Annotated in this window: 9 protein-coding genes and 1 pseudogene; 7 read left to right on the plus strand and 3 right to left on the minus strand. The window is 70.6% G+C overall.

Annotation, left to right across the window (positions count from 1 at the left end):
- Window positions 1-143: 143 nt before the first annotated feature.
- On the plus strand, window positions 144-2,579 hold the full coding sequence (locus ACIQVL_RS15655) for a helicase-associated domain-containing protein (protein WP_403475546.1): 2,436 nt from the start codon (window positions 144-146) through the stop codon (window positions 2,577-2,579).
- A gap of 63 nt (window positions 2,580-2,642) precedes the next feature.
- Window positions 2,643-4,064 carry an ATP-binding protein gene (locus ACIQVL_RS15660; RefSeq protein WP_403428202.1) on the plus strand — a complete coding sequence of 474 codons (1,422 nt, stop codon included), beginning with the start codon at window positions 2,643-2,645 and terminating at the stop codon, window positions 4,062-4,064.
- Between the two features lie 250 nt (window positions 4,065-4,314).
- Here ACIQVL_RS15660 and ACIQVL_RS15665 read toward each other — a convergent pair whose 3' ends face one another.
- Both ACIQVL_RS15665 and ACIQVL_RS15670 read right to left on the minus strand, forming a co-directional pair.
- The gene (locus ACIQVL_RS15665; protein ID WP_403475547.1) at window positions 4,315-4,440 is read right to left on the minus strand and encodes a hypothetical protein; all 126 of its coding nucleotides are present in this window, start codon (window positions 4,438-4,440) and stop codon (window positions 4,315-4,317) included.
- A 400-nt stretch (window positions 4,441-4,840) separates the two neighbouring features.
- Window positions 4,841-7,909: an FG-GAP repeat domain-containing protein gene (locus ACIQVL_RS15670; protein ID WP_403475548.1), complete on the minus strand. Its 3,069-nt coding sequence runs from the start codon at window positions 7,907-7,909 to the stop codon at window positions 4,841-4,843.
- Between the two features lie 944 nt (window positions 7,910-8,853).
- Between ACIQVL_RS15670 and ACIQVL_RS15675 the strand changes: the two genes are divergently transcribed.
- The 4 genes and pseudogenes from ACIQVL_RS15675 to ACIQVL_RS15690 all read left to right on the plus strand — a co-directional run bounded on the left by ACIQVL_RS15675 (window position 8,854) and on the right by ACIQVL_RS15690 (window position 10,119).
- Window positions 8,854-9,132, plus strand: coding sequence for a CopG family transcriptional regulator (locus ACIQVL_RS15675; RefSeq protein ID WP_403428207.1), 279 nt, complete (start codon window positions 8,854-8,856; stop codon window positions 9,130-9,132).
- The gene (locus ACIQVL_RS15680) at window positions 9,129-9,554 is read left to right on the plus strand and encodes a hypothetical protein (protein WP_403428209.1); all 426 of its coding nucleotides are present in this window, start codon (window positions 9,129-9,131) and stop codon (window positions 9,552-9,554) included. The genes ACIQVL_RS15675 and ACIQVL_RS15680 overlap by 4 nt, the downstream gene beginning before the upstream one ends.
- A 127-nt stretch (window positions 9,555-9,681) precedes the next feature.
- Window positions 9,682-9,837 (plus strand): annotated as a pseudogene (locus ACIQVL_RS15685) (ATP-binding protein); the annotation flags it as partial.
- Between the two features lie 51 nt (window positions 9,838-9,888).
- Window positions 9,889-10,119 (plus strand): e9imm peptide, encoded by a 231-nt coding sequence (locus tag ACIQVL_RS15690; protein ID WP_403475549.1) that lies wholly within the window; start codon window positions 9,889-9,891, stop codon window positions 10,117-10,119.
- Between the two features lie 129 nt (window positions 10,120-10,248).
- Here ACIQVL_RS15690 and ACIQVL_RS15695 read toward each other — a convergent pair whose 3' ends face one another.
- On the minus strand, window positions 10,249-13,005 hold the full coding sequence (locus tag ACIQVL_RS15695; RefSeq protein WP_403475550.1) for an AAA family ATPase: 2,757 nt from the start codon (window positions 13,003-13,005) through the stop codon (window positions 10,249-10,251).
- 119 nt (window positions 13,006-13,124) lie between these two features.
- Here ACIQVL_RS15695 and ACIQVL_RS15700 point away from each other — a divergent pair, with 119 nt between their 5' ends.
- Window positions 13,125-13,808 carry an alpha/beta fold hydrolase gene (locus ACIQVL_RS15700; RefSeq protein WP_403428214.1) on the plus strand — a complete coding sequence of 228 codons (684 nt, stop codon included), beginning with the start codon at window positions 13,125-13,127 and terminating at the stop codon, window positions 13,806-13,808.
- Window positions 13,809-13,833: the final 25 nt, after the last annotated feature.

Consider the following 13,833-nt stretch of genomic DNA (forward strand, 5'->3'; position numbering starts at 1 on the left):
CCCACCCTGCGGGCAGGGAACGAAAGCCCATCGGCGCACGCCCCCCGGCGCACTCCCTGACCTTGATCGGCTACACCACGACAAGGGACGCCATCGAGCCTCCCGCCCCACTGCGACTCCCCGGTCTGACGAGGTGCACCCCCATGAAGTCCCGATCAACGCTGGCGACATGGCTGAGCAGCCTCGACGGCTCTCGTCTGGCACGCGTGCTCGAAGCACGAAAGGACGCCATGTCCCCTCCGGAGCCGCGCTCGGTGGGGGAACTGGCGGACCGTCTTCAGCGCCCCGGATCGGTGGCACTGGCCCTGCCACGGCTCGCGCAGCCACACCTCCAGGTGGCCGAGGCGCTGGCGGCGCTGGGTGCGCCCGCGTCGCGCGATGCCCTGGCGGAGCTGCTGGGGGCGGCGGACGACGAAACCACCCGTGAACTGGACGTCGTGCTGAGAACGCTGGCCGATCAGGCTCTGGTCTGGCCGGACGGCGCGGGCAAACTCCGCATGGCCGCACCACTGCGCCACGCATGGGACGCGCCCCTGGGACTGGACGCGCCACTGGAGCAGCTGCTCGCGGGCGCGACCTCCGAGGATCTGCGCGGCATGCTGGCAGCCCTGGGCATCAAGCCGCCGGGCACCAAGCCGCAGCGTCTGGCCGCACTGGTGGCACATCACAGCGACCCGGAACAGGTCGTCCCACTGGTCGCGAAAGCTCCTGCGGCGGCTCGGAAGCTGCTCGAACGCCGCGCGGCGGGCGTGCCAGGGCAGCCGCAGTTCATCGTGTTCGGCGCTCCCGGCCCCGGCCTCGAACCGGGCGCCCGGTGGGCACTGGAGCGGGGACTCCTGATCCAGGATCGTCACGCCTACGGTCCGGCCCGTATGCCGGCCGAGGTGACGCTCTCGCTGCGCGGACCCGGCTGGCACGCCCCGTTCGTACCAGTCCCACCTTCCGTGCGATCGGCGTCCGTCACCCCGGCCGAGGTGGACCACGAGGCGTCGGCCGCGGCCACGGCGTTCGCGTCCCGTGCCGTCTCGGTCCTGTCGGCCTGCTCGGGCACCGCGCCGACCCGACTGAAGTCCGGCGGGATCGGGGCGCGTGAACTGGCCCGCATCGGCAAGGCCGCGCAGGCAGACGACGCCGTCGTACGCCTTGCTCTTGAGGCGGCGTACGCCGCCGGGCTCCTGGGCCGGGACGGCGACCGCGTGGCGCCCACCGAGGCGTACGACGCCTGGGCGGAGCAGGAACCCCCGGAGCAGTTCGCGGTACTGCTCCAGGCATGGCGGAACCTGCCGCTCACCCCGACCGAGTCGCGCGACGAGGACAACAAGGCGCTTCCCGCTCTCGCGGGAGCACCACCCTGCAATGGCTGCGTGCAGGCTCGCCACGGGCTGTTGGCCGCAGCCGGACAGCTTCCGGCAGGGCAGGGCACAACGGTCACCTCGGATCTGGGGCCCCTGATCACCTGGCACCGCCCGCTCACCCACTCATCGCCCCCGGACGGAACACCGTTCGCCACCGTGATCCGTGAGGCCGAAATTCTCGGCGTACTCGCTCGCGGCGCTCTGTCCGCCTTCGGTATCCATCTGCGGACCGGCGACACGGAGGCGCTGGGCATGGAGTGCCGACGACTGCTGCCCTCGGCCACCGCGACGGCACGGATCGGCGCCGATCTCACCGCCGTCGTCACCGGCACACCGTCCGCGCGACTGGCCTCGCTCCTGGACGCCGTCGCCGACCGTGAGACCAGCGGCACGGCATCGGTGTGGCGGTTCAGCGCGGGCAGCATCCGCCGGGCACTGGACGCCGGCCGTGTCTGCGACGACATCACGGCCGCCCTGGCCTCAGTCGCCACCGGGCCCCTGCCGCAGCCGCTGTCCTATCTGATCGCCGACACCGCACGCGGCCACGGCCGCGTGCGCGTCACCCCCGCCGCCTGCGTCATCCACGGCGACGAACCCGCTCTCCTGGCCGAACTCGCCGCCCACCGCAAGCTCGCCAAGCTCGGGCTCCGGCAGTTGGCGCCTACGGTGCTCATCAGCCGCAGCCCGCTCGACACGACCCTCGCCACGCTCCGGGCCGAGGGATACGCCCCCGTAGCCGAGACGGCCGAGGGCACGGTACGGGTCGAGAAAACCCGGCCTCAGCGGGCCGCCGCGCCGGTGCCGGCTCCACGCGGCACCGGCGCGAGGGAGAGTGGCCGGATCGCTGCCACAGGCACGGCGAAGGAAGCCGCCCCAGTCGACCCGAACACCTTGGCGGCCCGGTTGCTGGCCGCCCCACCGACGACTCCGGAACCCGCGCCGTTCGATGGAGGACCGCCTTTCGCCACGGACACCGAGGAGATCGTCGCAGGGTGGGCGAAGCACCTGCCGTACAGCGACGTCCGCCAGCTCGCACACGCCATCGACGCCGACGCACCCATCACCGTCGACTACGTCGCCACCTCGGGGAACCGGACGGTACGCACCCTCAGCCGCCTCGAACTCGACCCGCCCTACCTCGAAGCCTGGTGCCACCTGCGAGAGGACAAGCGCGTTTTCACCCTCTCCCGCATCCACGGCGTCATGAGCTCCGTGCCCGAATGAAGGAAAGATAGTATCGACAGGGATAGTATCTCTGTCGATACTATCCTTCTCGGGAGGCTTGCCATGCGTCGTTTCATCGGGCGGGATCGCGAGCTGAACGTGCTCGACACCGCCTTGCGGGCGGTCCACGATGCCGTCGGGTCGGCGAAACCGGGGCAATGCGTCCTCATGCGGGGAAGACGGCGGGTCGGCAAGTCCAGCCTCGTCGAGGAGTTCCTCCGGCGTACCGGGGCGCCGTACCTCTTCTTCACCGCTGCGGGCGGCACGGCGGCGGACGAACTGACGGAGCTGCTCGACGCCGTCGCCAGATCCAACCTGCCGGAGCGGGAGCTGTTCTCAGAGGAGACCCCGGCACAGTGGAACGCGGCCTTGAGGCTGCTCGCGGAGATGCTTCCCGACGACAGCCCGAGCGTGGTGGTCATCGACGAGGTTCCGTATCTCATGGACCGCATCGACGCCTTCGAGGGCATGCTCCAGCGGGCATGGGACCGGCTACTCAGCCGGAAGCCGGTACTTCTGCTCCTGGTCGGGTCCGATCTGTCGATGATGGAGGCGCTGAACAGCTACGACCGTCCCTTTCACCAGCGGGGGCGGGAAATGATCGTCGGACCCCTGAACCCCGCCGACATCGGCGAGATGCTCGGCCTGTCTCCGGCGGCCGCGTTCGACGCCGCGCTGGTCACGGGGGGCCTCCCCCTGATCTGCGCGGAGTGGCAGGCCGGGGCCGACGTCTGGGAGTTCCTCCGCGACTCGCTGGACAATCCCATCTCGGCCCTGCTGGTCTCCGCCGAACGCTCACTGGCCGCGGAGTTTCCACCACAGGCGATGAGCAGGGAGGTGCTGCGGGCCATCGGATCCGGAGAGCGGACCTTCACCAACATCGCGCGCGCGGCCGGCGGCATCGCCCACACCACTCTCACCCGAGCCACAGACGTGCTGACCGAGAAACGGGTCGTGGCCACCGAACTTCCCCTCTCCCTGAGGCCGTCGAAGGAACGCCGCTACCGGGTGGCAGACCCTTACCTGCGGTTCTGGCTCGCGTTTCTGGATCCGCACATGGCGGAGATCGAACGGATGCGGGGGGATCTCACGCTGAGCCGCATCCAGGAGCAGTGGACGAGCTGGCGGGGCCGCGCCATCGAGCCCCTGGTGCGGGAATCCCTCGCCCGTCTCCTGCCGGACGGGCTCCTGCCCGCCGCCCCGGCGATCGGCGGGTACTGGACCCGCAGCAACGACGTCGAAATCGACTTGGTGGGCGCCGACCGGCAACCGGTGGCCAAGCAGTTGTTCTTCCTCGGCTCGGTCAAGTGGCTGGAGAACTCCGCGTTCGACAGCCACGACCTGACCGCACTGCAGAAACACCGGGCAGCGATCACCGACGAGCCGGTACCGCTCGTGGCGGTCTCCCGCAACGGGGTCGGCTGTTCCGGCCTTCAGGCGGTGTACGGCCCCGAGGAACTGCTCAACGCTTGGCGCAGGGCATGAGCAGGAACCGAGCGCCTGGTTGCAGTTCTGGTTGCATTCGCTGCTGTTCAGCACGGTCCGCTACCTGCCCCCAGCCCCATTCCGCTGCAGGTCAGGACACTGCCGATCGATCCCGAACCCCCAGACGAACATTTGGAAAGCGTGTTGGGGGCAACCCCTCACGAGTTCGAATCTCGTATCCTCCGCCAGTGCCTCACCGGGCACGATGTCGAAGGGCCCCCTGGAAACAGGGGGCCCTTCGACGTTGTCCTCAGACCCCGTTGTCCTGGTTTTTGTCCACAGCGGGTTTCTCCGGAGATCCCCAGATGGCTTCGGCGATCTTCCGGGCCACGTCCTTGAGCATGGCGTCCGGCACGTGCAGATACCGCGCCCGCACGCTCGCGGAGGTACCCGGCTCCCACCCCGTGATCTGACAACGCGCAAGCGAGCGTGCGCATCTGTCGGTGGGCTGGTGTCCGCACCGGCCTGGCCAACCTTTTGCCAACCGGCCGGGCGACAACCACGTTTTGCCGAAGAACTGGCAGGTCATCGCGTGCTCTGTCTCGATCCGGCGGCCGATCTTGAAAGTCGCCGTGACAGCTATGTCACCGTGGGTACAAATTCCGCACTCTCCGCACAGGCCGGCGAAGGCGCTCGCCAGAGGGGTGCCCTGGACACGGGGGAGCACCCCTCTGCATTCACCGCACCCACCCCGCGTGGCGCAGCATTGCGGTCGCTCTCGTCAGGCCTGCAGCTCCCGGTGGAGGTGCAGGCCTGGAGGTTGCTGTTCCGGACCGTCAGTACAGCGCCTTGTAGACGCCCCAGCCGCTGCCGATCTTCACGCGTGCGCCGAAGCCGCCCTTTCCGTTGCCCGCCCAGCGGTACAAGTTGCCCGCGGTATCGCGGGTGAGGAGGTCGTTGCGCCCGTCCTGAGTCAGGTCGCCGACACCGACCAGGGCGTTGTAGGCGTTGAAGCCCGAGGCGATCTTCACGCGCCCCCCGAGGCCGCCCTTTCCGTTGCCGTACCAGCGATAGAGGTTCCCGGCCCTGTCCCGGCCGACAAGGTCTCCGGTTCCGTCGCCGTTGAGGTCGCCCACGCCCGCCAGCGCCGTGTAACCGGACAGCCCGGTGCCGGTGCGCACCCGGGTCTTGAACGTGCCCTTGCCGGTGCCGGCGTAGAACCAGAGGGCTCCGGTCCGGTCACGGGCCAGCAGGTCCGACCGGCCGTCACGGTTGAGGTCCCCGGACGACGTCAGCAGGTTGTACGTGTTCCAGCCCTTGCCGATGACAGTGGACTTGTTGGTTCCGCGGGCGAAGTACACCTGCCCGAAGCCCCAGTACGCACGCAGTTCGCCGGTGGAGTTGCGGACCAGCATGTCCGCGAACCCGTCGCCGTTGAGGTCGCCGGCCGGCACCAGGGTGGAGGAGGTCGGCCAGTCCGCGGTGTAGCTGCGGTTGTAGAAGTACCCCTTGGGGTGGCCCTCCCACGAGTCGGTCCGGCCGTCCTTCCGGACCGCCACCATGTCGGGAAACCCGTCACAGTCGTAGACGTGGGTCGGCAAGGCGCCGCACATCACGTCCAGGCCGCCGCTTCCCACCGGCACCAGCGCGGTTCCGCCGTTGAACCTGGCGGTCAGCTGCCAGGTGTAGAGACCGCTCGGTGCGGGAGCACCGTTCGACTCCCGGCCGTTCCACGAGGCCGAGATACCGTTGACACCGCGTTCGGCCCCGCCGCGCACCACAGCCACCCGGCGCCCGGTCGCCTTCTGGACGATGCCCAGTTCCCAGGAGTCCACGGGGCGGCTCAGCAGCAACGAGGCCGTCCAGGTCGAGTAGACGGACGAAGTGGTCCTCGGCGCGACGCTCCCGGAGGTGTACGCCTCCCCGATCACCGGAGCGGAGTCCGGTACCCCGTCCGCGCTCACGTGCACGCGGCGGTCGGCGTCCACGTAGGCGATGTGGCCGCTGTACTTGTCCACGGTCCACGTGATCCTGCGGTCGTCCGCGAGCGTTCCGGCCGCGAGGGCGGCTATGGAGCGCTCCGCGAGCGGGCTGCCGGTGTGGAAGTCCGTCAGCTTGAGCTGGCCCGCGTCCCGGTCGTGCCGGACCACGTAGCCGTCACCGAGCATGGCGGGGCCCGACGGCACGGCGAAGCCGCGGTTGTTCGCCAGGTCGTACACCCCGGCCTGCTTGTCGGCACCGCAGGACCAGTAGAGCCAACGCGCCGTCGCCTGCAGTTCGGTGGGCACGCAGGCGGCACCGGTCCGCACGGTGCGGACGGGTTTGCCGGGAGTGGCCGCGTCGGAGGTCAGCCGCTCCGCGGTCAGCGTGCCGGGGCTGCCGGAGGTCGCGCTCCACAGGGTGGAGTACCAGAGCGCCGCGGCCTGCACCGGGCGGCTGCGCACCACCTTGTTGTAGCCCGGGTCGATCAGGTACTGGGTCTTCGGGGACCCGCCGTCCACCACCACGTACGAGGGGGACGCGTCCCTGACCTCGCCGCCGCTGCCGGGCAACGGCACCTCCACGTGCGACGTGTAGGCGTCCACCCGGGTCTCCAGGTACGTCCGCCCTCCCGTCTCGGACAGGAAGGACAGGCCGTACCAGTTGCCCTCCACGGTCCGCACGCAGTCCTCACCCGTCGCACAGCGCACGGCGGAGGAGGGCATGCCCGCGGGCAGGGGCTTGGCCGCCCCCGCGACGGGGACCGGCCCGGCACCGACGTCCCTCTGGTAGAGGGAGAGCTTGCCGTCCACACTGTCCACCCGGTTGAGGGTGCCCCGGTACAGGTTCAGTCCCAGGACCTTCGCGATCACCGGGGGCAGCGGCTGGACCACCTCGTGCGCCGGCGACCCGTCGGAGCCGGCGGCGAAGCGGTGCACCGCCCAGTCGCCGGTGCCGGAGCCGCCGACGAGCAGGGCGCTCCCGTCCGCCGTCTGCGGTGGGTAGTCCGACACGAGCGCGAGGTGGTCGAGTGCGGTGCTCGGCTCCCCGCCGTCGAGCGGCCGGGACGTCAGCCGCCGGCCGAGCATGGTTCCCGAGGTGGTGTCCGGGCCCGAGGTCAGCAGGGTGCCGCCGAGGAGGGCCACGGGAGCCGCGTCGTCGGGGAGCGGGAACTCCTGCGCCTCGGAGGAGACGTCACCGCGGGGCAGCCAGCGCAGCCCGGTGAAGCCGTGCTTCCACCAGCCGACGCGGTCGGCGCTCAGCAGGATGCGCAGGCCCTCGCCGCTCATCGTCTCGGGGAGAGGGGTGATCTCGGCGGTCCCGGGGTCCAGCAGGCCGTAGCGGTACGCGCCGTCCTGCCGGAAGGAGATCACCGCGCCGCGGTCGTCCGTGGCGCCCTCCTGCAGGGAGAGGCTGCTGAGCTGAGCACCCGCGGGCAGGCCGGTGACGTGCAGCGGTTGCGCGGGATCGGTGCCGGTGTCGAGGAGCACACCGGCGGAGCTGACGGTGCTGGTCGCGGACTCCAGGGCCAGCACCTTGCCCGCGACGGTCCCCCGGAACGTGTAGCCCGCCGGGAGCTGCACCTCCCGGCGCTCACCGGTGTGCGGATCGAGCAGGGTGTACCAGGCGGAGCCCCGGGCCGGGCTCGGTGAGACGGCGAGCAGGTCCCCGCCGGCACCGACGGGTCGTACGAGCGCGTTGGCCGGCAGGGTCCGCAGGCCGGGCACCTGCGTCGAGGTGCCGCTCGCGAAGTCGGTCCAGGTGTAGCCGTCCCGGCCCTCCTGCTGGTGCAGGAAACCGGTGCTGCCCACCGCCAGTGGGGTGTCCACACGGGGGGTGGCCCGGTCGGCGGGCGGGATCACGACCTCCTGGGACGAGTCCGCCGCGGTCGCCGCCTGAGCAGCCCACGCGGGCGGCGCGTCCACGGCGAGCGGGATGGCCGTTCCCGCGACCGCCAGAATCGTGGCGGCCGCACCGACCCCGAGGCCCGCGCCACCTCTGCGGCGGCGACCTCCGTGCGGTGGTTCAGTCGACGTCCGGGTCAATGCCCCCACGTCTCCCCCTCATTGATGTGATGATCTGCCGCCGCGCGGCGCCCCGCCGTGGCCGGACGCGCTGCCGCGTCACCCCTGGTGGCCGCGGTGGATCTTGCCGACCGCTTGTGCGGTAGACGCTAGCCGATCAACGAAGTCCCAGTCCGCCCTGTGGGTATTACGATCAGACAACCCGACGACGCCCCTGGCGGGGCGGCCAAGCGCGACCATGCGAAGGCGCGGCCGGAGCCCGACTGCGTACCCCGTGGAGGGACCTCATTGTCCGGTGCGCGGACGGCTGTTGCCGTTCAATGCCGTACGCGCAGCCCGTTTGGGCTGCGGCGCGAACCTCTGCGAACGCCGCCCCTGGACGGCCGCGCGGACAGTGGGAAAGCGTGTTGGGGGCAACCCCTCACGAGTTCGAATCTCGCATCCTCCGCAGCCGCCTGAGCAGGCGATAACGAAGCGGCCCCGCTGATCACAGCGGGGCCGCTTCGTTGTTCACTCAAGCGCCGTTGTCCTGGTTTTTGTCCACAGGGGGTGTTTCCGGAGCTCCCCAGATGGCATCGGCGATCTTCCCGGCCACCTCCTTGAGCATGGCGTCCTGCACCCGGGACACCGAGCAGCATGAGCACGGTGGCGGCGGGATTCCGAAGGGGCCCGCCGCGAGGTGGAACCCTTCGATACGGAGAGTGAACGGCACGCGGTGGCCGAGTGAAGAGGTACGAGTCGGCGATCACCCATGGGCAGGGCTCACGGATTGGCCATTGGCCTCCTTGCCCTACGGGTCACGGCAATCTGGTAGGGGCGTTCACACCAAGAGTATGGTGACTTGTATGGCAAGCAAGAAAGTAACGGTGACGATCCCCGAAGATCTCCTGGACGAGATCCGCGCCGAGGCGGCTGAGCGGGGACTTTCGGCGTACGTCGCCGAAGCACTGCGATTCAAGCGCGATCGGGACCGGCTGTTGGAACTGGTCGACTGGCTGCAGGAGGAACACGGCGCGGTCACCGAGGGCGAGCGCACGGCAGCACTCTCGGAGCTGGAAGATCTCGACGCCGAGCACGAGCGTCGCTTCACCGCCGGAGGACACAACGCCGGAGAGGCCGCGTGACCAAGCGAACCAGTGAGCACGGGCAGCGGCCACTGCGCGTCTTCGTACTCGACTGCGAAGCCCTGTCCCTCGCTGTGCGCGGCGACCGGAAGATGATCGCCTGGCTCGATCTCGCAGCGCGGGGCGAAGCCGAAGTGGTCACGTCGCCCATGACGCTGGTGGAGGCGTACGACGGCAGAACCACCGAGCAGCGCTGGGACTGGGTGCTCTCCCGGCTCAAAGTCGCCGACCTCGGGAAGGACGAGGGCCGCCAGGCCCGCCGACTCCTGTCCGACGCCAAGCTTCACGGCCACAAGTACGCGATCGACGCGGTGCTCGCCGTCATCGCCCGACAGCAGAAAGGGCAGGTCACCATCTTCACATCGGACGTGGACGACCTGGAGAAGCTGGTTCCGGAATCGATCGTCGTCAAGCGAGTATGACCGGCACCCTGGTCTCAGTTCTGGTCTCATTCGTCGCTGTCCGGCGCCGTCCACCATCCGTCCGATGGCCTACTCCACCCCAGGTCAGAACGCCCCGTTCCACCCCGAACCCCCAGACGAACATTTCTGCGCCGAGTGGCAGGCCGGAGCCGATGTGTGGGAGTTCCTCCGCGACTCGCTGGACAACCCGATCTCGGCGCTACTGGTGTCCGCAGAGCGGTCGGTCGCCGCGGAGTTCCCGCCCCGGGCGATGAGCGGGGAGGTACTGCGGGCCATCGGGACCTGTCCGGGCGATCGCGCGTCCCACTAGGCTGACTTCGGGGGAAGGACGCGAATGAGTGCTGTGGAGACGAGTCGCGCCGAGGCGGTCGCGCTCGTGCAGCGGATCATGCAAGCGGACTACGCCTCAGACGATGAGGTGTACGGCTGGCTGGACAGACTCGACAGAGCCCTGGCATGCCCGTCGGGCCATGTCAGCAACTTGATCTTCTGGCCGCCGGAGCGGGAACTTTCGGCTGACGAAGTAGTCGATCAGGCCCTGGCGTATCGGCCGATCGTTTTGTGAGATCATCTTCGACTCCGAAGCCGGATTGCGCGTCGTCGGCGCCGTAGGCGTCCTTGGCGGCCTGCCTGGTTGCGGGATCGCCCTGGCGTTCCCGGAGCGCACCGGCGGCAGCGGAGCTCTGCCGACTGCTCAGGTGTTCGTGGACGGCAGGTGTTCGAGCGCGTCCCGCAGTGCTGCCCGCGACCCGATGCCGAGCTTGGGGAACAGGTTGTACAGGTGGGAGCTCACGGTCCGGGGGGAGAGGTAGAGCCGTTCGCCGATCTGCTTGTTCGTGAGGCCGGCGGCGGCGAGCTCGGCGATCTCGCGCTCCTGGGGGGTCAGCGCGGTGGTCGGCCCGGCGGCCGGACGGACGGTGGGCACCCCGCAGGCCCGGAGTTCGGCGCGCGCCCGTACCGCCCACGGGACGGCGCCGAGTCGCTCGAAGGTGTCCAGCGCGTTCGTCAGCTGGTGTCTGGCCTCGGTGGTGGACCTCACCCTGCGCAGCCGTTCGGCGTAGGCGAGCCGGATCCGTGCCTGCGCGAACGGCCAGCGGCTCGCTCCCGGGGTCGCGAGGGCGGTGTCGAACGCCTCGCGGAACGACGTGGCCGGGGCGGTCATGCCCGCCGCGCCGGCCGCGACCAGGGCGAGCCGGGGCGAGAGGTCGGCGACGCCTGACCGCCGGATGTCGGCGACATGCGCCCGTGCCTGTGCGGTAAGCCCCGCCCGGACGGCGGCCTCGACGAGGTCGAGCAGCGCCCACAGCGCCGCGGGTCCATGGGCGGGCACTGTCTCTGGAGAGCAGATCTCGGCCGCGTGACGGTAGGCGGTCTCGAACTCCCCGTTGCCCAGCGCGTCGACGGCCCTCGCGTGGGCGGCGAGTTGCAGCACGAAGCCGATGCGGTTCGGTGCTGCCCAGGCCACCAGGTCGTCGGTGAGTCGCCGGACGGTCTCGCGGTCGCCGCGCGCGGCGGCGACCACCGCCCGGTCGTACTGCAGGAAGCCGCCGAGCAGCCGGTAGTGATGCCGGGTCGTGAGGGCGAGACCCTCGTCGGCAAGCTGCAGGGCGCCGTCCCAGTCTCCGCTCAGCACGCCGTCGAACCCCAGGAGCACGAACGCCTTGATCGCCGCCGCGATCGCGCCGCCCCCGCGGCCGTGTTCGACCACCCGCCACAGCGCGGCGCGGCATCCGGCCATCCGGTCCACGTACATCGCCGCGATGCCCAGCCGTACCGCGTCGGCGTGATCGGCCTGCTCGTCTATGCCCGCGATCGCCTCGTCGAGCAGCGGGAGCGACGGCCCTGCACGTCGCGCGGGTTCGAGGTAGGTGTTGCCGAGCAGGACCAGGATCTCCGGGACCTCCGGGCCGAGCCGGTCGAGGGCCGCCCAGTAGTCGGCCGCCAACTCGGCACGGGACCCGAAGGAGCAGTTCGACTGGAGGACGTAGATGATCTCGCCGAGCAGCGCGTCCCACGCCGCGACCGGCCGGCCGACGTTGCGCAGCGCACCGAGCAGCAGCCGGTGGACGGTGTCGATGTCGCCCCCGCTGTTCACCAGGTAGGCCGCAGCGGCGACGGCGGCCACCAGCGTGCGGCCGTGCGTGCCGTGTGCGGTGACGAGGGCCTGCGGGTCGGTGAGATCCCCGGTGACGTCGGCACCGAGGTAGGTCGCGAACATGACGCGGCGGTGATGTTCGTCGGGCCCCGGGCTCAGCTCGGCCGCGCGCAGCAACAGCTCGATGGCGCCCACCGGGTCGCCGCGCCCCTTCGTCTTCAGTGCCGACTCTTCGAGCAGCTGCGCGGTCTGTTCGTCCGGCCCCGACGCGGCCTCCGCGAGATGCCACGCGTGCCGCTCGGAGCCGACCGGATGCTGTTCCGCCAGCCGCCGATGCGCCTCGCGCCGCTCTTCCCCGGTCGACAGTTCGACGACTGCGGAACGGGTGAGCGGATGCCGGAACCGGATGCCGCGGGTGACCGGGTGTATGCGTATCAGCCGGGCGCGCTCGGCCGGTTCGAGCTCGGCGACCGAGATCGACGGGAACAGCTCGCCGGTCCCGTCGAGTGCCGCGAGCAGCAGCTGGTCGCGGCACTCGACGGGGAGAGCGTCGATGCGCCGGGCGAAGGTGAGCTGCAGCCGCCGGCCGACGGGCGTGCGGCCGAGCGGAGGTTCGGCGGCGCTCGGGCCCATGTGTGCCGGAAGCTCGATCAGCGCCAGCGGGTTGCCCTGGGCCTCGGTCAGCACCTGCCGGGCCGCCCGCGGCGGCAGTTCGGGGAACGCCTCGGTGAGAAGGACCGTCGCGGCGTCGTCGTCGAGCGGGCCGATGGCGAGCTCCGGTAGTCCGACGCCCTCGAACACGCTGCCCTCGCCCGTCCGAACGACGCCGAGCAGGCCGATGCCCGTACCGCCCAGCCGCCGTGCGAGGGAGCCGAACAGGGTGGCGCTCGCCCGGTCGAGCCACTGCAGGTCGTCGACCACCACCAGCAGGGCGGTCTGGTCGGCGGCCCTGGCCAGCAGGGCGAGCAGCGCGTTGGTCAGCGCGAGCCGGTCGGGCGCGGCGCCCTCCACGAGGCCCACGGCGACGCCGATCGCGCGCCGGGAACCGGGTGGGAGCGCGGCCAGTTCGGCGGCGAGCGGAGCGACCAGCTGATGGAGCCCGGCGAAACTCACCTCGGCCTCGAACTCGACGCCGGACGCGTGCAGGACACGGATGTCGAGCTCCGCGGCGTGGGCGGCCGTGGCATCGAGGAGTGCGGTCTTGCCCACCCCGGCCTCGCCGACGACGAGCAGCGAGCCGCCGTCCGTCGCCACGGCGTCGACGAAGACCTGCAGCGTGCCCAACTCGCGTGCACGCCCCACAAGCCGCCTGTTCGACCCCCACCCCTGCACGTGAGGACTGTACAGCGGCGACACCGGAGCGAGGGCTCGGAGCGGGACCGGTCCGGGCCGCCGAACACCGTCATCTGACGGATCCGCCGCGCCCTTCGTGTCCGTAGGTTCGCAGTCGTCCACCAGATCTGGAAGGAGACATCATGAGTGCAACCATCGTTCTGGTGCACGGCGGCTTTGTCGACGGCGCCGGATGGCGCGGAGTCTACGACGCGCTGACCGCCGACGGCTTCAACGTGCAGATCGTGCAGAACCCGACGAAATCGCTCGCCGACGACGTCGCCGTCACCCGCGACGTCCTGGACGGCGCCCCCGGCCCGGTCGTGCTCGTCGGTCACTCGTACGGCGGCGCCGTGATCACCGAGGCGGGCAACCACGACAAGGTCGCGGCGCTCGTCTACGTCACGGCGTTCGCGCCGGACCAGGGCGAGTCGGTCAACACGCTCCTGGGCACCTTCCCGGCAGACGGGCCGCAGCCGCCCATCCTGCCCCCGGTCAACGGCTACCTCTTCCTCGACCGCGCCGAGTTCGCCGGCGCGTTCGCCGCCGACGTCTCCGCCCAGGAGGCGGCGTTCATGGCCGACTCGCAGGTGCCCTGGGGGCTGGACGCGCTCGGCGGCACGGTGACGAGGGCCGCCTGGCACGCGAAGCCGAGCTGGTACCTGCACGTCACCGAGGACCGGATGATCCCGCCTGCCGCGCAGGTCACGATGGCACAGCGCATCGGCGCCACCGTCGCCGAGACCCCCGGCAGCCACGCGATCTACGTGTCGCGGCCGGACGTCGTCGCCGACCTGATCAAGAAGGCCGCTGCAACGCTCGGATGACCGGACCGGCCGCGAGGCCGATGAC

This window comes from Streptomyces sp. NPDC090499 (assembly GCF_044769305.1).
GTDB lineage: Bacteria > Actinomycetota > Actinomycetes > Streptomycetales > Streptomycetaceae > Streptomyces.

Excerpts from the sequence above, each read along its gene's own strand:
- ACIQVL_RS15655 (WP_403475546.1), top strand. The coding sequence starts at position 144 with ATGAAGTCCCGATCAACGCTGGCGACATGGCTGAGCAGCCTCGACGGC.
- ACIQVL_RS15660 (WP_403428202.1), top strand. The coding sequence starts at position 2,643 with ATGCGTCGTTTCATCGGGCGGGATCGCGAGCTGAACGTGCTCGACACC.
- ACIQVL_RS15675 (WP_403428207.1), top strand. The coding sequence starts at position 8,854 with ATGGCAAGCAAGAAAGTAACGGTGACGATCCCCGAAGATCTCCTGGAC.
- ACIQVL_RS15690 (WP_403475549.1), top strand. The coding sequence starts at position 9,889 with ATGAGTGCTGTGGAGACGAGTCGCGCCGAGGCGGTCGCGCTCGTGCAG.
- ACIQVL_RS15700 (WP_403428214.1), top strand. The coding sequence starts at position 13,125 with ATGAGTGCAACCATCGTTCTGGTGCACGGCGGCTTTGTCGACGGCGCC.